The sequence below is a fragment of the Rhodococcus sp. NPDC003382 genome, from assembly GCF_053589135.1.
In genome coordinates this window covers 64,293-85,289 of the sequence record NZ_JBSFRH010000027.1, presented here as the reverse complement: position 1 = coordinate 85,289, position 20,997 = coordinate 64,293, and the positions used below count along the sequence as shown (strand labels likewise).

Here is a 20,997-nt window from a genome sequence, read left to right as displayed (position 1 = left end):
GGGTATCCGCGCCGGGAGTCCAGACAGGAGGTCCGGTGTTCGTAGGCGCACTCGAACTGGATGTGCTGCTCGGTGACGTGCACTCCCTCAAAGGAAAGCGGTCGATGATCCGGCCGGTCCTCGCGGAACTGCGCCGGTTCGGGGTCTCGGCCACCGAAGCCGGGCATCAGGACCTGCACCGCCGCGCCCTGCTGGGGGTGGCATCGGCAGGACCCGACGTCGGGCACGTCACCGACATCCTCGACCGGTGCGAACGCCTAGTCGCGGCCCGCCCCGAGTTGCAGTTGCTCGCAGCCCGCCGAAGAATTTTCGGTCCGGAAGACTGACCGGACCCCACATACGACACAGCCGCCCGCGGCTGAACACGACAGCCGCCCGCGGCGGACACAACAGCCCACCGCGGCGGACACAACAGCCGCACCGCGGCGGACACAACAGCCGCACCGCGGCGAGGAGAGGAAGCGACTGACATGGCCGATCCAGCACGGGCCCGTCGTCTCGCCAAGCGCATCGCCACCATCGTGGCCACCGCGATCGATCACGAGATCAAGGATCCGCGGCTCGCGTTCGTCACGATCACCGATGCGAAGGTGACCGCCGACCTGCACGACGCCACCGTGTACTACACCGTGCGCGGAGCGGACCTCGACTCCGAGCCCGATCTCGCCGCGGCTGCCGCCGGCCTCGAGAAGGCGAAGGGAGTGCTCCGGACCAAGGTCGGCGCCGGGACCGGCGTGCGTTTCACACCCACCCTCACGTTCGTGACCGACACGGTGCCGGACACCGCCCGCCACATGGAGGAGCTGCTGGCCCGCGCCCGCGCCGCCGACGAGGCGGTCGCCAAGGCCCGCGAAGGTGCATCGCCCGCCGGCGAGGCCGATCCGTACAAGGAACCGCGTGAGCGAGACGCCGCCGGCGACGAATAGAACCGTCATGTCCGACATCACCTCGCCCGACAGCACCCCGTCCTCGACCGCCGTGGATCTCGGCGGTGCCGTCGAGCTGCTGGATGCGGCGACGTCCGTGACGGTGCTGTGCCACGTCCAGCCCGATGCGGACACCCTCGGTAGCGGCCTCGCGCTGGGACTGGCGCTCGAACGCCGCGGCGTGCCCGTGCAGGTCGCGTTCGGATCGCCCGACGACGTGCCCGGCTCGATGCGGGAGCTGCCGGGTCTGCACCTGGTGACGCCCGCCGCGGAAGTGCGGGAGACCGTCGACCTGCTCGTCACCGTGGACTGCGGCACCGCCGGGCGCCTCGGGCGGCTCGCGCCGCGGCTGCACGGCGCCACGCGCACGCTCGTCATCGACCACCACCGGTCGAACACCCGGTTCGGCACCCACGACCTCATCGAACCGGACGCCGAAGCGACCGCTGCGGTCCTCGCCGACCTCTTCGACGCGTGGGGCGTCGAGATCGACGCGGATCTCGCGCACTGCCTGTTCGCCGGGCTCGTCACCGACACCGGATCATTCCGGTGGGGCCGGGCGAGCTCGCACCTGCTGGCCGAACGGCTCCTCTCGACCGGCATCGACGGCGCCCGCATCACCCGGCAGCTGCTCGACACCCATCCGTTCGGATGGCTGCCGATGCTGTCGGCGGTGCTCGCGACCGCGACGCTCGTCCCGGAGGCCGCCGGCGGCCGGGGTCTCGTCCACGCGACCGTGATGCGCGCGGATTCCGCGCACCTGCGTTCCGAGGAGATCGAAAGCGTCATCGACATCGTGCGGACCACCGCCGAGGCCGAGGTCGCCGCCGTCTTCAAGGAGGTCGGTTCCGGGGTGTGGACGGTGTCGCTGCGCTCGAAGGACGGGATCGACGTCTCGCTCGTCGCTGCGCGGCTCGGGGGTGGGGGACACCGCGCCGCCGCCGGCTACACCGCTCACGGCGATCGCACCGAGATCGTGGCGGAACTGCGTGACGCCCTCGGCTGATCGCGTCGTGTCCGAGGTTTCGGCGAAACGGATCCTCGGGCTCGCTCTGCCCGCGCTGGGGGTACTCGCCGCCGAACCGCTGTACCTGCTGTTCGACATCGCCGTCGTCGGCCGCCTCGGGGCACTGGCCCTGGCCGGGCTGGCCGTGGGCGGGCTGATCCTCGCGCAGGTCAGCACCCAGTTGACGTTCCTGTCGTACGGAACCACTTCCCGGGCTGCCCGGTTCCACGGTGCCGACCGGCACACCGACGCCGTCGGCGAGGGCGTGCAGGCGACCTGGCTGGCGCTCGGGGTCGGCGTCGTCGTGCTGGTCGTCGGGCAGATGCTCGCCGGTCCGGTCGCCGGCCTGATCGCCGGGGACGGCGACATCGCCGGATCGGCCGTGACGTGGCTGCGCATCGCCCTGTTCGGGGCCCCGCTGATCCTCGTCACCCTTGCCGGGAACGGATGGATGCGCGGCGTCCAGGACACCGCGCGGCCGCTGCGCTATGTCGTCGTCGGGCTGGCCTTGTCGGCGGTGCTGTGCCCGCTGCTCGTCCACGGCCTGCTCGGTGCGCCCCGATGGGAACTGGCCGGCTCGGCCGTCGCCAACGTGGCCGGACAGGCGGTGTCCGCGGCACTGTTCCTGCGGGCGCTGCTGCGCGCGGGAGTGCCGCTAAAACCTCGGCGAACGATCATCGGCGCGCAACTGCGGCTCGGACGCGACCTCGTCGCCCGCAGCCTCGCCTTCCAGGCGTGCTTCCTGTCGGCCGCCGCGGTCGCCGCGCGTTTCGGGGCCGCCGCGGTCGCCGCGCACCAAGTGGTGTTGCAACTGTGGAACTTCGTGGCGCTGACGCTCGATTCGCTCGCGATCGCCGCGCAGGCACTGGTCGGGGCGGCGCTCGGATCCGCAGACCGGGGCGGCGCCCATCGCCTGGCGTGGCGGATCACGGCCTGGTCGACGGTCTTCGCGGCGGTGCTCGCGCTGCTGTTCCTGCTCGGTAGCGAGGTGATCCCCGGTCTGTTCACCGGCGACGACGCGGTACTCGATCAGATCGGTGTCGCGTGGTGGTTCTTCGTGGCGATCATGCCCGCGGCGGGTGTGGTGTTCGCGCTCGACGGAGTGCTGCTCGGCGCCGGCGACGCCGCGTTCCTGCGGACCGCGACGCTGGCGTCCGCGCTTCTCGGGTTCCTGCCGCTCATCTGGTGCTCACTCGTGTGGGACTGGGGTCTGGCGGGAATCTGGACCGGCCTTACGGTGTTCATCGTGTTTCGGATGGTGGCCGTCGTCTGGCGGACGCTGTCGGGACGATGGATGGTGACGGGAGCGGACCGGCAGGCGCGGTCCCTCGAGCAGACGGAAGCGGAGGGGTAGAGCCGGTGGCGAAGCTGTGGGCGGTCAGCGACATCCATGTCGGGCACAAGGGCAACCGGCCCGTCACCGAGGACATCGTGCCGGAATCGCCGGACGACTGGCTGATCCTCGCCGGGGACGTCGCCGAGAAGAGCGACGACATCCGGTGGGCGCTGAAACTGCTGCGCAGTCGCTTCGCGAAGGTCATCTGGGTGCCCGGCAACCACGAACTGTGGACCACGGCGAAGGACCCCGTGCAGATGCGTGGCGTCGCCCGCTACGACTATCTGGTCACCATGTGCCGGGAACTCGACGTGATCACCCCCGAGGACCCGTTCCCGGTGTGGGAGGGCGACGGGGGACCGGTGGTGCTGGTTCCGATGTTCCTGCTCTACGACTACTCGTTCCTGCCCGAGGGAACCACGACGAAGGCCGAGGGGCTCGCGCTGGCCCGCGACCGCAACGTCGTCGCGACCGACGAATTCCTGCTCGCCCCCGACCCGTACCTGACGCGTGACGCGTGGTGCCAGGCGCGCCTGGAGCGGACGCGGGAACGGCTCGACGCCCTGGATCCGGCGCTGCCGACGGTGCTGATCAATCATTTCCCGCTGGTGCGCGAGCCGACCCGGATGCTGTTCTACCCGGAGTTCGCGCTGTGGTGCGGCACCACCGACACCGCGGACTGGCACCTGCGCTACCGGGCGCTGTGTTCGGTGTACGGCCACCTGCACATCCCGCGCACCACCTACTACGACGGCGTGCGGTTCGAGGAGGTCTCGGTCGGCTACCCGCGCGAATGGCAGCGACGCGGCCTCCCCGATCAGGTGCTGCGGCAGATCCTGCCGGTCCCGGACTATCCGCCGGGCACTCTGAACAAGTGGGGCGGGCACTTCACGGTGACACCCGAGATGGAAGCGGAAGTGGAGAAGATGCGCGCACAGCGAGCGCGGGAACTACAGCGAGCGAAGGGACTGCGGTGACGGAGACGACCCGGAACATCCCTGACGCGTCCGAGACCCTGATCGGACTGATCCTGCCGGACGGCGTCGTCGCCGCCGAACTGTTCGACGACCCGCCGGGCCTGGCGCCACATCCGCAGGAGGAGGCGCTCATCGCGAAGGCCGTCGAGAAGCGTCGCCGGGAGTTCATCGGGGCACGGCACTGCGCGCGGCAGGCGATGCGACGGCTCGGGGTCGATCCGTCGCCGGTCCTCAAGGGCGAGCGAGGCGTACCGGTGTGGCCGCGCGGGGTCGTCGGCAGCCTCACGCACTGCGAGGGCTACCGGGGTGCCGTGCTCGGGTACTCGCTGCAGGTGCGGTCGGTGGGCATCGACGCCGAACCGCACGACGTGCTCCCGGACGGGGTGCTGCCCGCGGTGAGCCTCGAACCGGAACGCGACTGGCTCGCCGCCGCCCCCGACGACGACGTGCACTGGGATCGTGTGCTGTTCTGCGCGAAGGAAGCCACCTACAAGGCGTGGTTCCCGCTGACCGGGCGGTGGCTCGGCTTCGAGGACGCCCACATCACGTTCACCCGCGACGACAGCGCGGCGGGCGCGGTCGCGTCGGGCGCATTCCGGTCGCAGCTGCTCGTGCCCGGCGACACCCGGGACGGGGCGCCGGTGTCGAAGTTCGACGGCCGCTGGCTGGTCGCCGACGGACTGGTGCTCACCGCCATCGCGGTGCGCTGAACGGGAGGTGGCAGAATCGGGCCACGTGTCTGCCACCGAGAATCCCGCCCTGGCCAATGCCGGTCTGCTCGTCGTCGACAAGGACCCGGGCATGACGAGTCACGACGTCGTGGCCCGCTGCCGGCGTCTGCTCGGCACCCGCAAGGTGGGGCACGCGGGCACCCTCGACCCGATGGCGACGGGCGTGCTCGTCCTCGGGGTGGAACGGGCCACGAAGATGCTCGGCCTGCTGTCGTTGACCACCAAGTCGTACACCGCGACGATCCGCCTCGGACAGAGCACCGTCACCGACGACGCGGAAGGCGAGACGGTCGCGACCACCGATGCGTCCGGCGTCACCGACGACGAGATCGCCGCCGCGGTCGCCGCGTTGACCGGCGACATCGAGCAGGTGCCGGCGAGTGTCAGTGCGATCAAGGTAGACGGTAAACGCGCCTACGCGCGGATGCGGGAGGGCGAGACCGTCGAGCTGGCCGCGCGGCCGGTGACGGTGTCGCGATTCGACGTGTGCGCGCGGCGCGACCTCCCCGAGCAGGGATTCGTCGATCTCGACGTCGAGGTGGACTGCTCGTCCGGCACCTACATCCGCGCGCTCGCCCGCGATCTCGGTGCGGCGCTCGGGGTCGGCGCGCACCTGACGGCGCTGCGCCGCACGAAGGTCGGCCCGTTCGGGCTCGAGCACGCGCGCACCCTCGAACAGCTCGCCGACGATCCCGCGTTGAGCCTCGACATCGACGCCGCGGCCCGCACCGCGTTCGCGTGCCGCACGATCAGCGACGCCGAGGCCGCGCTCCTCGCGAACGGCCGCTGGCTCGAACCGATCGGCATGCCGGGCGTGTACGCGGCGATCGACGCACAGGGCCGCGCGGCGGCACTGCTGCAGGAGAAGGGCAAGCGCGCGTCCGCGGTGTTCGTTGTGCGGCCGTCCAACCTGTGAACCAGACGAGCCTGTGAGCTGGACGAGCCTGTGAGCTGGACGAGCCTGTGAGCTAGACGAGCCTGTGAGCTAGACGAGCCAGATGGCGTCGGCGGCGGGGTTGCCGAGGTCGACGGTGCGGTCCGGGTCGCCGCCGATGCTCACCGCGACCGTGCCGGCGAAGTCGCGACGCTCGATCACCCGGATCTCGGTGTCGAGCGCGATCCCGACGTCGTCGAAGTAGCGCAGCATCGCCGGATCGTTGTCCGAGATGCGGGCGACGCGTCCGAACTCCCCGGCGGCGAACGAGCTCAACGGGCGCGCCGGTGGGGTGGGGATCGTGCCGTCCGGGGTGGGGATCGGGTCCCCGTGCGGATCCCGTTCGGGGAAACCGAGTTTCGCATCGAGTGCGGCGATCATCCGCTCGGAAACCGCGTGTTCGAGCACCTCGGCCTCGTCGTGCACCTCGTCCCACCCGTAGCCGAGTTCGCGGACCAGGAACGTCTCGATGAGCCGGTGCCGGCGGACCATCGCGACGGCGGCCGCGCGGCCCGACTCGGTCAGCGAGATCGCACCGTACCGCTCGTGGTCGAGCAGGCCCTGGTCGCACAGCCGGCGCACGGCCTCGGAGACGGTCGATGCGGACACGCCGAGTTTCTCGGCGAGCAGCTTCGTGGAGACCTTCTCGCCGGACCATTCCTGCACGGTCCAGATGACCTTCAGGTAGTCCTGCGCGACGGAGGTCAGCGCTCCCGTCGTCGTATTCGTCTCGCTCCTGCCAGGCACCTGCCCAGCTTAGGCAACTCTCACCTCGGAATCACCTTTGTCCGGGATCTCCCGCCTGCGCCGGACTGCCGCCGTCACCACGCCCTGGCGGGGCGCGAACAGGTACGCGGCCGTGAACACCACCGCCTGCGCGAGCACCACGACACCGCCGGTCGAGGCGTCGGAGTAGTAGCTCGTGTACACCCCGACGATCGACGACGCGACCGCGAGAGCCGGCGCGAGGATCAGCATCCGGGAGATCCGGTCGGTGAGCAGGTACGCGGTCGCACCCGGAATGATGAGCACGGCGACGACCAGGATCACTCCCACGGCCTGGATGGCCGCGACGATCGTGACCGCCAGCAACGCCAGGAGCAGCGCCGACAGCCGCGCGGGGGAGATACCCAGCGCGTGGGCCTGGACGCGGTCGAAGGCGAACAGCGTCAGGTCCCGGCGTTTGACGACGAGCACCGCGAACACGACTGCGGCGAGCATCGACACCTGCCACACATCGGCGGTGGCCAGCCCGAGCAGGTTGCCGAACAGGACGTGATGGAGATCCACCTGGCTGGGGTTCTTCGAGATCAGCACCACCCCGAGCGCGAAGAGCGTGGTGAACACGACGCCGATCGCAGCGTCCTCCTTGACCCTGGTGGTGCCGCGCACCAGCCCGATCAACGCCACCGCGATCCCCGCGAACAGCAACGCGCCGATCGCGAACGGCGCGCCCACGAGGTAGGCGAGGACCACGCCGGGCAGCACCGCGTGCGAGACCGCGTCACCCATCAACGACCACCCGATGAGCACGAGCCAGCAGCTGAGCAGGGCGCACACGACGGTCGCGGCGATCGCGACGATCAGAGCGCGTTGCATGAACCCGTACTGCAGGGGTTCGACGAGCAGATCGAGCATCACCAGGCCTCCCTCTTCGACAGCGTCGCCGCCGCATCGCCGGCCAAGGGGTCGACGGCCAGGGGATCGACACCGAACGCGCGCGCCAGGTTCTCGGGCCGCAGCACCTCGGCGGGGGTGTCGTGGACGAGCAGCCGCCGTTGCAGCAGCGCGGCTTCGTCGCACAGCCGGTCGAGTCCGGCGAGGTCGTGCGTGGCGACGAGGACGGTGTGGCCGGCGTCGGCGAGCGAGCGGATCACCGCGGTCAGCGCGAACTCGGTGCTCTTGTCGACACCGGCGAACGGTTCGTCGAGCAGCAGCAGCGGGGCGCCCTGCGCGATGGCGCGGGCCACGAACACCCGTTTGCGCTGCCCACCGGACAGCTGCCCGATCTGCCGGTTCGCGAACTCGGTCATCTGCACGCGGTCGAGGGCGTCCGCGACCGCGTCGTGGTCGGCGGGCCGGGGCCTGCGCATGGTGCCCTGGTGTCCGTAGCGGCCGGTCATCACGACCTCCCGCACGACGATGGGGAAGTCCCAGTCGACGGCTTCGGACTGCGGGACGTACGCGACCGAGGCGGTGCGGCGCGCGGCGGCGGGCTCGGCCCCGGCGATCCTGACGCGGCCCGCGCTGGGGCGCACGATGCCCATGACGGTCTTGAAGAGGGTGGACTTGCCGGATCCGTTGGTGCCGACCAGTCCGCACACCCGGCCGCGGGCGAGGGTGAGGGAGACGTCGTCGAGCGCGGTGACGGTCCCGTAGCGGACGGTGATGCCGTCGAGCGCGAGGGCGGCGGGAACGGTGTTCGTCGTGCTGCTCGTGTCGGTGGTGGTCACGAGGCCAGTCCCTTCGTGATGGTGCGGACGTCGTGGCGCAGCAGGTCGAGATAGGTCGGGACCGGCCCGTCGGGTTCGGAGAGCGAGTCGACGTAGAGGATGCCGCCGAACTCGGAGCCGGTGTCGGCGGCGACCTGACGCTGTGCCTTGTCCGAGACGGTGGATTCGCAGAAGACCGCGGGCACGCGGTTGGCGCGCACGAAGTCGACGGTCCGGGCGATCTGCTGCGGGGTGCCCTGCTGGTCGGCGTTGACCGCCCACAGGTAGGCCTCGCGGAGGCCGGCGTCGCGCGTGAGATAGCTGAACGCGCCCTCGCACGTGACCAGGGCCCGCTGCTGCTCGGGCAGGACGGCGAGGCCGGCGATCAGTTCGTCGTGCAGGAGCTGGAGCTCGTCCTTGTAGGCGGCGGCGTTCGCGGTGAAGTCGGCGGCGTGCTCCGGCGCGATCCGCGAGAGTGCCGCGGCGATGTTGTCGACGTAGATCCGGGCGTTGAGCGGTGACATCCACGCGTGGGGGTTGATACGGCCGGCGTAGGCGTCCTCACTGATCGGCAGCGGCGCCACCCCGTCGCTGAGGACGGCGTGCTCTGCGTGGGTGTCGGCGAGGAACTGCTCGAACCACCGCTCGAGACCGAGGCCGTTGTCGAGGACGAGGTCCGCGTCGGCGGCGTGCCGGAGGTCGCCGGGGGTCGGTTCGTATCCGTGGATCTCGGCCCCGACCTTGGTGATGGATTCGACGCGGACGTGCTCGCCCGCGACGTTGCGTGCCATGTCCGCCAGCACGGTGAAGGTCGTCAGCACCAGCGGGCGTTCGTTGTCCGCGGGGGCGGTCGCGGTGCACGAGGTCACGACGGCGACCGTCGCGGCAGCCACAAATATTTTGATCGCTCCAACGAAAATGTTCGGCACACCGAAATTATGTGTGCAGACGGCCCTGATGTCCATCCGCGCTCCGTGACCCACACTGCATCGCGAGTCGGAAGTGACCCGTTCGAGCCGGGGCCGTAGGCTGCCCGTTGTGCAGAGATGGCGAGGCCTCGAGGAAATACCTGCGGACTGGGGTCGTTGTGTACTGACGATCGGCGTGTTCGACGGAGTGCACCGCGGACATCAGCAGCTGATCACGCGGGCGGTGAAATCCGCCAAGGAACGCGGAATCCCCAGTGTGCTCATGACATTCGATCCACATCCGATGGAAGTGGTGCGACCGGGCAATCATCCGGCCCAGCTGACGACGCTGGCGCGTCGCGCCGAACTCGCCGAGGAGCTCGGCGTCGACGTCTTCTGCGTCATGCCGTTCACACCGGAGTTCATGAAGCTGAGCCCGGAGCGGTACGCCCACGAGATCCTCGTCGAGCGGTTGCACGTCGCCGAGGTCGTGGTCGGCGAGAACTTCACCTTCGGAAAGAAGGCCGCGGGCACCGTCGAGCTGCTGCGGACGATCGGGGAGCGGTTCGGGTTCGCGGTCGACGCTCAGACCCTGCTCGCCGAACACGCGGTCACGTTCTCCTCGACCTACATCCGCTCCTGCGTCGATGCCGGTGACGTGGTGGCCGCCGCGGACGCGCTCGGTCGCCCGCACCGCGTCGAAGGGGTCGTCGTGCACGGCGACGGACGCGGACGCGACCTGGGGTTCCCGACCGCGAACGTGGCCCCGCCTATGCACTCGGCGATCCCGGCGGACGGCGTGTACGCCGCGTGGTTCACGGTCCTCGGGCCCGGCCCGACTCTCGGCACCGTGGCGCCGGGGGAGCGCTACGGCGCGGCGGTGTCGGTCGGCACCAACCCGACGTTCTCCGGCCGTGCCCGCACGGTCGAGGCGTTCGTGCTCGATCAGGAGGCCGACCTCTACGGCCAGCACGTCGCGGTCGACTTCGTCGAGCGCCTGCGCGGCATGGAGAAGTTCGACTCGATCGAGGCACTCGTGTCGGCCATGCACGGCGACGCCGACCGCGCCCGCGACGTCCTCGCCCGCGCCGCCGACTCCGCCTGATACCGGGTCGTGTCTCGTTGTGGCGGTGGGAGCCGCCACAACGGCACACCGGGCGGGGGCCCCGTCGGCTCTGGTAACCTGGATTCTTGGTGTGTGCTGCGGTTCGCGGTGGCCGCACCGGCGGGTCTCGTGCCCGCTTTCGTATCACGCGGACGTCAGTGATCAGGAGTAACCCAGTGGCATTGACCACCGAGCAGAAGAAGCAGATCCTCGGCGAGTACGGCCTCCACGAGACCGACACCGGTTCGCCGGAGGCGCAGGTGGCACTGCTCACCAAGCGCATCGTCGATCTGACCGAGCACCTGAAGAAGCACAAGCACGACCACCACTCCCGCCGCGGCCTGCTGCTGCTGGTCGGTCGTCGTCGCCGCCTCCTCAAGTACGTCGAGAAGGTCGACGTCGAGCGTTACCGCTCGCTCATCCAGCGTCTGGGCCTGCGTCGCTGACGCAGACCCCGAGCAAGACGATCTGCGTACGCTGATCTCTGCCGGTAGCCGACGGGAATGCCTCTAGACTGGCCTCGTCGGCTACCGGTGTTTGCGCCGGAAGACCGGCAAACGCCGCCTGGGTAGGCGGCGAACCGTATGCGCCGACGGTGTCGGTCCTCGGTAGTGACCCTCCGACCCCCGGTTCATCCGGGACCGGAGGGTTTCGATCGACGACCGCCTCCGCGAGTCGGTGCGCAGCCGTGGCCAAGGGGGCCGTGGCGCCCACGCGGGTACGGCGAAGACGAAGAGGGAAGAGAAGACACAGAGATGACCAGCACCACTGCAGTCGAGGTCGACGAGGGCGTGTTCGAGACCGCCGCGACCATCGACAACGGGGCCTTCGGCACCCGCACCATTCGTTTCGAGACCGGCCGCCTGGCGCAGCAGGCCGCCGGTTCCGTCGTCGCCTACCTGGACGACGAGACCATGCTGCTGTCGGCCACCAGCGCCTCCAAGCAGCCCAAGGAGCACTTCGACTTCTTCCCGCTGACGGTGGACGTCGAGGAGCGCATGTACGCCGCGGGCCGTATCCCCGGCTCGTTCTTCCGTCGTGAGGGCCGTCCCTCGACCGACGCCATCCTGACCTGCCGCCTCATCGACCGTCCGCTGCGCCCGTCGTTCGTCGACGGCCTCCGCAACGAGATCCAGGTCGTCGTGACGGTGCTGAGCCTGAACCCGAACGACCTGTACGACGTCGTCGCGATCAACGCCGCGTCCGCGTCCACCCAGATCGCGGGCCTGCCGTTCTCCGGCCCGGTCGGTGGCGTGCGCATCGCGCTGATCACCTCGGCCGAGAACAAGACCGGCCAGTGGGTCGCTTTCCCGACCGTCGAGCAGCTCGAGAACGCCGTGTTCGACATGGTCGTCGCGGGCCGCATCGTCGCCGGTGGCGACAACCCGGACACCGCCGACGTCGCGATCATGATGGTCGAGGCCGAGGCCACCGAGAACGTCATCGCACTGATCGACGGTGGCGCGCAGGCGCCGACCGAGGCGATCGTGGCGCAGGGCCTCGAGGCCGCCAAGCCGTTCATCGCCCGCCTGTGCATCGCGCAGCAGCAGCTCGCCGCCGCCGCCGCGAAGCCCACCGGTGAGTTCCCGCTGTTCCCGGCGTACGAGTCCGACGTGTACGCCGCCGTCGAGGCCGCCGCGTCCGAGAAGCTCGCCGAGGCGCTGACCATCGCCGGCAAGCAGGAGCGCGACGACCGCACCGACGAGATCAAGGTCGAGATCCTCGAGCAGGTCGCCCCGAGCTTCGAGGGTCGTGAGAAGGAGATCGGCGCGGCGTTCCGTTCGCTGACCAAGAAGCTGGTCCGCCAGCGCATCCTGCGCGACCAGTTCCGCATCGACGGCCGCGGCATCACCGACATCCGCGCGCTCTCGGCCGAGGTCGCGGTCGTCCCCCGCGCCCACGGTTCGGCACTGTTCGAGCGCGGCGAGACCCAGATCATGGGTGTCACCACCCTGGACATGATCAAGATGGCGCAGCAGGTCGACTCGCTCGGTCCCGAGACCAGCAAGCGCTACATGCACCACTACAACTTCCCGCCCTACTCGACCGGTGAGACCGGCCGCGTCGGTTCGCCGAAGCGTCGCGAGATCGGCCACGGCGCTCTCGCCGAGCGCGCCCTCGTGCCGGTGCTGCCGAGCCAGGAGGAGTTCCCGTACGCGATCCGTCAGGTGTCCGAGGCTCTCGGCTCCAACGGTTCGACGTCGATGGGCTCGGTGTGTGCCTCCACGCTGTCGCTGCTCAATGCCGGTGTGCCGCTGAAGGCCCCGGTCGCGGGCATCGCGATGGGCCTGGTCTCCGACGAGGTCGACGGTGAGACCCGCTACGTGGCGCTGACCGACATCCTCGGTGCCGAGGACGCGTTCGGCGACATGGACTTCAAGGTCGCCGGCACCAAGGACTTCGTGACCGCCCTGCAGCTCGACACCAAGCTCGACGGCATTCCGTCGCAGGTGCTGGCGGGTGCGCTCTCGCAGGCCCACGACGCTCGCGCCACGATCCTCGAGGTCATGGCCGAGGCCATCGACACGCCGGACGAGATGAGCCCGTTCGCGCCGCGCATCACCACCATCAAGGTTCCGGTGGACAAGATCGGCGAGGTCATCGGCCCCAAGGGCAAGATGATCAACTCGATCACCGAGGAGACCGGCGCCAACATCTCCATCGAGGACGACGGCACCGTCTACGTCGGTGCGGCGGACGGCCCGTCCGCGCAGGCCGCGATCGACAAGATCAACGCCATCGCCAACCCGCAGCTCCCGAAGGTGGGCGAGCGTTTCCTCGGCACCGTGGTCAAGACCACGGCGTTCGGCGCGTTCGTCTCGCTGCTCCCGGGCCGCGACGGTCTGGTGCACATCAGCAAGCTGGGCAACGGCAAGCGGATCGCGAAGGTCGAGGACGTCGTGAACGTCGGCTCGAAGATCCGGGTCGAGATCGCCGACATCGACAACCGCGGCAAGATCAGCCTGGTTCCGGTCGAGGACGACGCGGCGGCCGCGCCGGCCGAGGGCGCCGAGAACGCGGAGGGCTGATCGCCCCTCGCGCAGTGTGATACCACACGGTTCGAAAGACCCGCCCCGGAAGGACTCAAGTCCTTCCGGGGCGGGTTTCTTTGTACCCGGGGATTGTTCGGACTGCTGTCCCGAACCCCTAGGGTATTTGTACTATGTTGTGCTGCAACGTAATTCGTAATCATAAGCCGGTATTCGTCCGTGCGGAAGGGGTTGCGGAGAACCGGTCCGGAATTCACAATCCGCGAAGGCTGTAACTTTTCCCCCAAAATTGCGCCAAGATCACCCCAGGGTGGTTTCGTGGGTGACGTGAACACGGCAACGACGCCGGGTGCCGGACTTGGGCGGGGTTTCAACCTCGCCCTCGCCACCTGGGTATCAGCGATCAACTTCTGGGCCTGGAACATGATCGGCCCGCTGTCCACCACCTATGCGGGCGACCTGTCGCTCAGCAGCACGCAGGCGTCGCTGCTGGTCGCGACCCCGATCCTGGTCGGGGCGCTGGGCCGGATCGTCGTCGGATCGCTCACCGACCGCTACGGCGGCCGGATCATGTTCATCGCGATCTCGCTGGCGTCGATCCTGCCGGTGCTCGCGGTCGGCATCGCGGGCGCCGCCGGTTCGTATCCGCTGCTGCTGGTCTTCGGGTTCTTCCTCGGCGTCGCGGGCACGATCTTCGCCGTCGGTATCCCGTTCGCGAACGCCTGGTACGAACCGGCCCGCCGCGGCTTCGCGACCGGGGTGTTCGGTGCCGGCATGGTCGGCACCGCGCTCTCGGCGTTCTTCACGCCGCGGTTCGTGAACTGGTTCGGCCTCCTGGCCACCCACGTCATCATCGCGATCGCGCTCGCGGTGACCGCGGTCGTGTGCATCCTGACGATGCGCAACTCGCCCGATTTCGCTCCCAACACCGATCCGGTGGTGCCGAAGCTGACCGCAGCCCTCAAGCTCGGGGTCACCTGGGAGATGTCGTTCCTGTACGCGATCGTCTTCGGCGGCTTCGTCGCCTTCAGCAACTACCTGCCGACCTACATCAAGACGATCTACGACTTCTCCGCCGTCGACGCGGGCGCGCGCACTGCGGCGTTCGCGCTGGCCGCGGTGATCGCCCGGCCGTTCGGCGGCGCGCTCTCGGACCGCATCCCGCCGAAGTACGTGGTGCTCGCGTCCCTCGCCGGCACCGCGGTGACGGCGTTCGTCGCGATCTTCCAGCCGCCGCCGGACGTCTGGTCGGCCGCGACGTTCATCCTGCTCGCGCTGTTCCTCGGCGTCGGTACCGGTGGTGTGTTCGCCTGGGTCGCCCGCCGTTCGCCCGCCAGCTCGGTCGGATCGGTCACCGGCATCGTCGCCGCGGCCGGCGGCCTCGGCGGCTACTTCCCGCCGCTGGTGATGGGTGCGACCTACGACAGCGTCGACAACGACTACACGATCGGTCTGCTGCTCCTGGTGGCCACCGCGCTGATCGCCCTGGCCTACACCGCGCTGCGGCTCCACGCCCACGAACCTGCGCGCGATCCCGCCGCCTGACGACCACCTCCGGAAGGAACCACTGTGAACGCTCCCCACATCGGCGGTCCCGTCGAAGAACTGCTGCAGCGCAGCGGACGATTCTTCACCCCGGGTGAGATCTCGGACGACGGCCGCACCGTGACCCGCCAGGGCGGCCGCGAAGGCGACGTCTTCTACCGCGATCGCTGGAGCCACGACAAGGTGGTGCGCTCGACGCACGGCGTCAACTGCACCGGTTCGTGCTCGTGGAAGATCTACGTCAAGGACGGCATCATCACCTGGGAGACCCAGCAGACCGACTACCCGTCGGTCGGCCCGGACCGCCCCGAGTACGAGCCGCGCGGCTGCCCCCGCGGTGCCGCGTTCTCCTGGTACACCTATTCGCCGACCCGGGTGCGCTATCCGTACGCCCGCGGTGTGCTCGTGGAGATGTACCGCGAAGCCAAGGCCCGTCTCGGCGACCCGGTCCTCGCGTGGGCGGACATCCAGTCCGATCCCGAACGGCGCCGCCGCTACCAGCGGGCACGCGGCAAGGGCGGGCTGGTGCGGGTGAGCTGGGCCGAGGCCACCGAGATGATCGCCGCCGCCCACGTCCACACCATCAAGGAGTACGGCCCGGACCGGGTCGCCGGTTTCTCGCCGATTCCCGCGATGTCGATGGTGTCGTTCGCCGCCGGCTCCCGGTTCATCGAACTGCTCGGCGGTGTGATGACCTCGTTCTACGACTGGTACGCCGACCTGCCGGTCGCCTCGCCGCAGGTGTTCGGCGACCAGACCGACGTGCCCGAATCGGGGGACTGGTGGGACGCGGCCTATCTCCTCATGTGGGGATCGAACGTACCGGTCACCCGCACCCCCGACGCGCACTGGATGGCGGAGGTCCGGTACCGCGGCACCAAGGTTGTAACGGTCAGCCCCGACTACGCCGACAACACCAAGTTCGCCGACGAATGGATGCCGTGCGCGGCTGGCACCGACGGCGCCCTCGCCATGGCCATGGGCCACGTGATCCTCAACGAGTGCTTCGTGCGGGAGCGGGTGCCGTTCTTCGTCGACTACGTGCGGCGCTACACCGACCTGCCGTTCCTGGTGAAACTCGAGGAACGCGAAGGCCGGCTGGTGCCCGGCAAGAACCTCACCGCCGCCGATCTCGGGCACGACGTGGAGAACGCCGCGTTCAAGCCGGTGCTGCTCGACGGCGCCACCGACGACGTCGCGGTGCCGCACGGGTCGCTCGGGTTCCGGTACGGCGACGACGGGGTCGGCAAGTGGAACCTCGACCTCGGCGATCTCGTGCCGGCGCTGACCGTCGCGCCGCACGACGGCGCGGCGGGGGAGAGCGCCCTGATCCATCTGCCGCGCTTCGACACCCTCGACGGGCACGGCGAGACGCTGCAGCGCGGCGTTCCGGTCCGGCGTGTCGGCGAGCACCGCGTGTGCACGGTGTTCGACCTGATGCTTGCGCAGTACGGTGTGGCGCGCCCCGGTCTGCCCGGCACCTGGCCCACCGGATACGACGATCCGGCCGAGCCCTACACCCCGGCCTGGCAGGAATCGATCACGGGAGTCTCCGCGGCGCAGGCGATCCGCGTCGCGAAGGAGTTCGCGCGCAGCGCCGAGGAATCCGGCGGCCGGTCCATGATCATCATGGGCGCCGGGATCTGCCAGTGGTTCCACGGCGACGCCACCTACCGGGCGGTGCTCGCGCTGCTGCTGCTCACCGGCTCGATGGGCCGCAACGGCGGTGGCTGGGCGCACTACGTCGGGCAGGAGAAGTGCCGCCCGGTCACCGGCTGGGCCGCGATGGCCATGGGCACCGACTGGTCGCGTCCGCCCCGGCAGATGGCGGGAACCTCGTACTGGTACGCGCACACGGACCAGTGGCGCTACGACGGATACCGCGCCGATGCGCTGGCCAGTCCGCTCGGGCGCGGCCGGTTCGCGGGCAAGCACACGATGGACGTGCTGGCCGCCGCGAACGCGATGGGCTGGAGTCCGTTCTTCCCGCAGTTCGACCGGTCGAGCCTCGACGTCGCCGACGACGCCCGCGCCGCCGGCCAGGAGATCCCGGCCTACGTCGCGAGCCAACTCGCGTCGGGTGACCTGAAACTGGCCGTCACCGATCCGGACAACCCGCGGAACTGGCCACGCGTGCTGAGCGTCTGGCGCGCGAATCTGCTCGGGTCGTCGAGCAAGGGCAACGAGTACTTCCTGCGGCACCTGCTCGGGACCACCTCCAACGTGCAGGCCGAGCCGACCCCGGAGGAGCTGCGGCCGAACGGGGTCGCGTGGCCCGACGACATCCCCGAGGGCAAGCTCGATCTGCTCATGTCGATCGACTTCCGGATGACCTCGACGACGCTGCTGTCCGACGTGGTGCTGCCCGCCGCCACCTGGTACGAGAAGGGGGACCTGTCGAGCACCGACATGCACCCCTACATCCACGCGTTCAGCCCCGCGATCGACCCGCCGTGGGAAACGCGGTCGGACTACGAGGCGTTCGGTGCGATCGCGCGCGCGTTCAGTACGCTCGCGGCACGGCACCTGGGCACCCGCACCGACGTCGTGCTCGGCACACTGCAGCACGACACCCCGGGCGCGATGGCCTATCCCGGTGGTACCGAACACGATTGGCGGACCACCGGTGAGACGCCGGTTCCCGGGAAGACGATGGGCCCGATCGCCGTCGTCGAACGCGACTACGCCGCGATCGCCGACAAGTGGTCGGCGCTCGGCCCGCTCGTCGACACCCTCGGCCTGACCACCAAGGGCATCACCACCCACCCGACCGAGGAGGTCGCCGAACTCGCCGCGAAGTTCGGGGTGATGGATTCCGGTGTCGCGGAGGGGCGTCCGGCGATCACCACCGCCGAGCGCATGGCCGATGTGATCCTCGCGCTGTCCGGCACGTCCAACGGCCGACTCGCCGTCGAGGGATTCCGGGAACTCGAGAAGCGCACCGGACGCCGTCTCGTGCACCTCGCCGAGGGCAGCGAGGAACGGCGCATCACCTACGCCGACACCCAGGCCCGCCCGGTGCCGGTGATCACCAGCCCGGAATGGTCCGGCAGCGAGACCGGTGGCCGCCGCTACGCCCCGTTCACGGTGAACATCGAGGAACTCAAGCCGTTCCACACCCTCACCGGCCGGATGCACTTCTACGTCGACCACGACTGGATCGAGGAGGTCGGCGAGCAGCTGCCCACCTACCGGCCGCCGCTGGACATGACCCGGCTGTTCGGGGAGCCCGCGGTCGGCGAGAGCGGCCGCGACGGCATCGGGCTGAGCGTGCGCTACCTGACACCGCATTCGAAATGGTCGATCCACTCCGAGTACCAGGACAACCTGTTCATGCTGTCGCTCTCGCGCGGCGGCCCGACGATGTGGATGAGCCCGGTGGACGCGGCGAAGATCTCGGTGAAGGACAACGACTGGGTCGAGGCGGTCAACCGCAACGGTGTGGTGGTGTGCCGGGCGATCGTCTCGCACCGCATGCCGGAGGGCGTCGTGTACGTCTATCACGCGCAGGAACGCACCATCGACACGCCGCTCACCGAGACCACCGGCAACCGCGGCGGCATCCACAATTCGCTGACCCGGTTGCTGATCAAGCCCACGCATCTCGCCGGCGGCTACGCCCAGAACGCCTTCGCGTTCAACTATCTCGGGCCCACCGGCAACCAGCGCGACGAGGTGACCGTGGTGCGGCGCCGGTCGCAGGAGGTGACCTACTGACATGGACGTGATGCACGTGAACGGGTCTCGGGGAGCGAGGAAATCATGAAGGTCATGGCACAGATGGCGATGGTGATGAACCTCGACAAGTGCATCGGATGCCACACCTGTTCGGTCACCTGCAAGCAGGCCTGGACGAACCGGGCCGGTACCGAGTACGTGTGGTTCAACAACGTCGAAACCCGCCCCGGACAAGGCTATCCGCGTACCTACGAGGATCAGGAACGCTGGCGTGGTGGATGGGTCCGAGACCGCAAGGGCCGGCTGCGGCTGCGGGACGGCGGTCGCCTGCACAAGCTGTCCCGCATCTTCTCGAACCCGAAGATGCCGTCCATCGACGACTACTACGAGCCGTGGACCTACGACTACGAGAACCTGACCTCGGCGCCGGCGGGTGAGCACATGCCCGTCGCGCCGCCGCGCAGCCTCATCAGCGGCAAGCCGATGAAGGTGTCGTGGTCGGCGAACTGGGACGACGACCTCGGTGGCTCGCCGGAGATCGTGCCCGACGACCCGATCCTGAAGAAGGTCGGCGAGCAGGTGAAACTCGAACTCGAGCAGACGTTCATGTTCTACCTGCCGCGCATCTGCGAGCACTGCCTCAACCCGTCGTGCGTGTCCTCGTGCCCGTCCGGCGCGATGTACAAGCGCGTCGAGGACGGCATCGTGCTCGTCGATCAGGACCGGTGCCGCGGCTGGCGGATGTGCGTGTCCGGATGCCCGTACAAGAAGGTGTATTTCAACCACAAGACCGGCAAGGCCGAGAAATGCACGTTCTGCTACCCGCGGATCGAGGTGGGCCTGCCGACCGTGTGCTCGGAGACCTGCGTCGGCCGCCTGCGGTACCTCGGGCTGGTGCTCTACGACGTCGACCGGGTCCTCGAGGCCGCCTCGGTCGAGGACGAGACCGAGCTGTACGAAGCGCAGCGCAGCCTCATCCTGGACCCGCACGATCCGGAGGTGATCGCCGGTGCCCGCGCCGAGGGCATCTCCGACGAATGGATCGAGGCGGCACAGCGGTCGCCGGTGTACACGCTGATCCACACGTACAAGGTCGCGCTGCCGCTGCATCCGGAATACCGCACCATGCCGATGGTCTGGTACATCCCGCCGCTGTCGCCGGTGGTCGACGCCGTCAGCCGCGACGGGCACGACGGTGAGGACCTGGGCAACCTGTTCGGTGCGCTCGAAGCGCTGCGCATCCCGCTGCAGTACCTCGCGGAACTGTTCACCGCCGGTGACGTCGCACCCGTCGAGGCGGTCCTGCGCCGGCTCGCCGCGATGCGCTCGTACATGCGCGACATCAACCTCGGCCGCGAGACGCAGCCGCACATCCCCGAGTCGGTCGGCATGACCGAGGAAGAGATCTACGGGATGTACCGGTTGCTGGCGATCGCGAAATACGAAGAGCGGTATGTCATTCCGTCCGCTTACGCGGCCGAGGGGCACCGGCTCGAGGAATCGGTCACCGACTGCGCGCTGTCGTTCGAGGGGGGACCGGGCATGTACGAGTCCGGGCCGTTCGGCGAGGTCAGCGGCACTCCCGTGCCGGTGGCCGTCGAGACCTTCCACGCGCTGAAGCAACGGCAGACGAGCGAGGGCATGGCCGCCAACGCCAGTCGCCCGTCGCGGGTCAACCTGCTCAACTGGGACGGAAAGGGCGTGCCCGAGGGCATGTTCCCCGGTGCGCACCGCGCCGGCGGGCCGGAGGGAGACCGGTGATGAGACTGTTGTCGCGAGCCCGGTCCGCCCCGGCGGGGCCGACCCTGCAGGACCGGCTGGTGTGGCAGGCCGCGTCGCTGCTGCTCGCCTACCCGGACGAGGCACTGCCGCAGCGCCTCGACACGATCGAGCAGTTGCGCGCCCACGTGACCGGCCGTGCCGCCGATCTGCTCGGCCGCACCGCCGCCTGGCTGCGCGAGTCCGACCCGGTGGACGCCGCGACCACCTACGTCGACGTGTTCGACCTGCGGCGCCGGTCCACGATGTACCTGACGTACTGGACCGGCGGCGACACCCGCAACCGCGGCACCGAGATCCACGCGTTCGCGCAGGTCTACCGGGCCGCGGGCGTCGAACCGCCGGTGGGGGAGACACCCGACCATCTGCCGGTCGTCCTCGAGTTCGCCGCATCCGTCGATCCCGAGTCCGGACGGCGGCTGCTCGTCGAACACCGGGTGCCGATCGACGTGCTGCGCGAGGCATTGACCGAGGCGGGATCGCCCTACGCGCACACCGTCGAAGCGGTGTGCGCGACGCTGCCCCCGGCGACCGACCAGGAACTGCAGCGCGCGGCGCGGCTGGCCCAGGCCGGTCCGCCCGCCGAGGCCATCGGTCTGCAGCCGTTCACCCTGACGGTTCCGCCCCGACGAAACGAAGGAGAGCACTGA

At 69.5% G+C, this 20,997-nt stretch carries 18 protein-coding genes; 14 read left to right on the top strand and 4 right to left on the bottom strand.

Features of this window, described 5'->3' with window-relative positions; genetic code table 11:
• Positions 1-35: 35 nt before the first annotated feature.
• The 7 genes from ACWDUD_RS18855 (at position 36) to truB (ending at position 5,892) form a co-directional block, all read left to right on the top strand.
• Entirely contained in the window at positions 36-326 is a 291-nt protein-coding gene (locus ACWDUD_RS18855) for a DUF503 domain-containing protein (RefSeq protein ID WP_248676658.1), read from the top strand.
• Positions 327-470: 144 nt separating this feature from the next.
• Entirely contained in the window at positions 471-926 is a 456-nt protein-coding gene (gene rbfA, locus ACWDUD_RS18850; RefSeq protein WP_197254958.1) for a 30S ribosome-binding factor RbfA, read from the top strand.
• Between the two features lie 7 nt (positions 927-933).
• Positions 934-1,932: a DHH family phosphoesterase gene (locus tag ACWDUD_RS18845; RefSeq protein WP_450110264.1), complete on the top strand. Its 999-nt coding sequence runs from the start codon at positions 934-936 to the stop codon at positions 1,930-1,932.
• Positions 1,916-3,286 (top strand): MATE family efflux transporter, encoded by a 1,371-nt coding sequence (locus ACWDUD_RS18840; RefSeq protein WP_450110257.1) that lies wholly within the window; start codon positions 1,916-1,918, stop codon positions 3,284-3,286. Before ACWDUD_RS18845 ends, ACWDUD_RS18840 begins: the two co-directional genes overlap by 17 nt.
• Positions 3,287-3,291: 5 nt before the next feature.
• Positions 3,292-4,245 carry a metallophosphoesterase family protein gene (locus ACWDUD_RS18835; protein WP_450110256.1) on the top strand — a complete coding sequence of 318 codons (954 nt, stop codon included), beginning with the start codon at positions 3,292-3,294 and terminating at the stop codon, positions 4,243-4,245.
• Positions 4,246-4,283: 38 nt separating this feature from the next.
• Positions 4,284-4,955, top strand: a complete 672-nt coding sequence (npt, locus tag ACWDUD_RS18830; RefSeq protein WP_450110263.1) for a 4'-phosphopantetheinyl transferase Npt — start codon at positions 4,284-4,286, stop codon at positions 4,953-4,955.
• Between the two features lie 25 nt (positions 4,956-4,980).
• Positions 4,981-5,892 (top strand): tRNA pseudouridine(55) synthase TruB, encoded by a 912-nt coding sequence (gene truB, locus ACWDUD_RS18825; RefSeq protein ID WP_450110255.1) that lies wholly within the window; start codon positions 4,981-4,983, stop codon positions 5,890-5,892.
• A 69-nt stretch (positions 5,893-5,961) separates the two neighbouring features.
• Here truB and ACWDUD_RS18820 read toward each other — a convergent pair whose 3' ends face one another.
• The 4 genes from ACWDUD_RS18820 to ACWDUD_RS18805 are packed head-to-tail and all read right to left on the bottom strand — an operon-like array spanning position 5,962 to position 9,307.
• A complete protein-coding gene (locus ACWDUD_RS18820) occupies positions 5,962-6,657 on the bottom strand; it encodes a metal-dependent transcriptional regulator (RefSeq protein ID WP_450110254.1) in 696 nt (231 codons plus the stop codon).
• A gap of 9 nt (positions 6,658-6,666) precedes the next feature.
• Complete coding sequence (locus ACWDUD_RS18815; protein ID WP_450110262.1) at positions 6,667-7,548, bottom strand: metal ABC transporter permease; 882 nt, start codon at positions 7,546-7,548, stop codon at positions 6,667-6,669.
• The gene (locus ACWDUD_RS18810) at positions 7,548-8,363 is read right to left on the bottom strand and encodes a metal ABC transporter ATP-binding protein (RefSeq protein WP_450110253.1); all 816 of its coding nucleotides are present in this window, start codon (positions 8,361-8,363) and stop codon (positions 7,548-7,550) included. Before ACWDUD_RS18810 ends, ACWDUD_RS18815 begins: the two co-directional genes overlap by 1 nt.
• Positions 8,360-9,307 carry a metal ABC transporter substrate-binding protein gene (locus ACWDUD_RS18805; RefSeq protein WP_450110252.1) on the bottom strand — a complete coding sequence of 316 codons (948 nt, stop codon included), beginning with the start codon at positions 9,305-9,307 and terminating at the stop codon, positions 8,360-8,362. The genes ACWDUD_RS18810 and ACWDUD_RS18805 overlap by 4 nt, the downstream gene beginning before the upstream one ends.
• A gap of 73 nt (positions 9,308-9,380) precedes the next feature.
• Between ACWDUD_RS18805 and ACWDUD_RS18800 the strand changes: the two genes are divergently transcribed.
• The 7 genes from ACWDUD_RS18800 to narJ all read left to right on the top strand — a co-directional run bounded on the left by ACWDUD_RS18800 (position 9,381) and on the right by narJ (position 20,997).
• The gene (locus ACWDUD_RS18800) at positions 9,381-10,355 is read left to right on the top strand and encodes a bifunctional riboflavin kinase/FAD synthetase (protein ID WP_197254965.1); all 975 of its coding nucleotides are present in this window, start codon (positions 9,381-9,383) and stop codon (positions 10,353-10,355) included.
• Positions 10,356-10,531: 176 nt separating this feature from the next.
• The gene (gene rpsO / locus ACWDUD_RS18795) at positions 10,532-10,801 is read left to right on the top strand and encodes a 30S ribosomal protein S15 (protein WP_068162391.1); all 270 of its coding nucleotides are present in this window, start codon (positions 10,532-10,534) and stop codon (positions 10,799-10,801) included.
• 309 nt (positions 10,802-11,110) lie between these two features.
• Positions 11,111-13,384 carry a polyribonucleotide nucleotidyltransferase gene (locus ACWDUD_RS18790; protein WP_197250602.1) on the top strand — a complete coding sequence of 758 codons (2,274 nt, stop codon included), beginning with the start codon at positions 11,111-11,113 and terminating at the stop codon, positions 13,382-13,384.
• A gap of 288 nt (positions 13,385-13,672) precedes the next feature.
• A complete protein-coding gene (locus tag ACWDUD_RS18785) occupies positions 13,673-14,890 on the top strand; it encodes a nitrate/nitrite transporter (RefSeq protein ID WP_197250614.1) in 1,218 nt (405 codons plus the stop codon).
• 24 nt (positions 14,891-14,914) lie between these two features.
• Complete coding sequence (locus tag ACWDUD_RS18780) at positions 14,915-18,607, top strand: nitrate reductase subunit alpha (protein WP_450110251.1); 3,693 nt, start codon at positions 14,915-14,917, stop codon at positions 18,605-18,607.
• A gap of 45 nt (positions 18,608-18,652) precedes the next feature.
• Entirely contained in the window at positions 18,653-20,329 is a 1,677-nt protein-coding gene (narH, locus tag ACWDUD_RS18775) for a nitrate reductase subunit beta (protein ID WP_450110250.1), read from the top strand.
• Positions 20,329-20,997, top strand: coding sequence for a nitrate reductase molybdenum cofactor assembly chaperone (gene narJ / locus ACWDUD_RS18770; protein ID WP_450110249.1), 669 nt, complete (start codon positions 20,329-20,331; stop codon positions 20,995-20,997). The genes narH and narJ overlap by 1 nt, the downstream gene beginning before the upstream one ends.

Coding starts and splice junctions, on each gene's coding strand:
- ACWDUD_RS18790 (WP_197250602.1), top strand. CDS start 11,111: ATGACCAGCACCACTGCAGTCGAGGTCGACGAGGGCGTGTTCGAGACC.
- narH (WP_450110250.1), top strand. CDS start 18,653: ATGAAGGTCATGGCACAGATGGCGATGGTGATGAACCTCGACAAGTGC.
- rbfA (WP_197254958.1), top strand. CDS start 471: ATGGCCGATCCAGCACGGGCCCGTCGTCTCGCCAAGCGCATCGCCACC.
- narJ (WP_450110249.1), top strand. CDS start 20,329: ATGAGACTGTTGTCGCGAGCCCGGTCCGCCCCGGCGGGGCCGACCCTG.
- ACWDUD_RS18845 (WP_450110264.1), top strand. CDS start 934: ATGTCCGACATCACCTCGCCCGACAGCACCCCGTCCTCGACCGCCGTG.
- ACWDUD_RS18815 (WP_450110262.1), bottom strand. CDS start 7,548: ATGCTCGATCTGCTCGTCGAACCCCTGCAGTACGGGTTCATGCAACGC.
- ACWDUD_RS18805 (WP_450110252.1), bottom strand. CDS start 9,307: ATGGACATCAGGGCCGTCTGCACACATAATTTCGGTGTGCCGAACATT.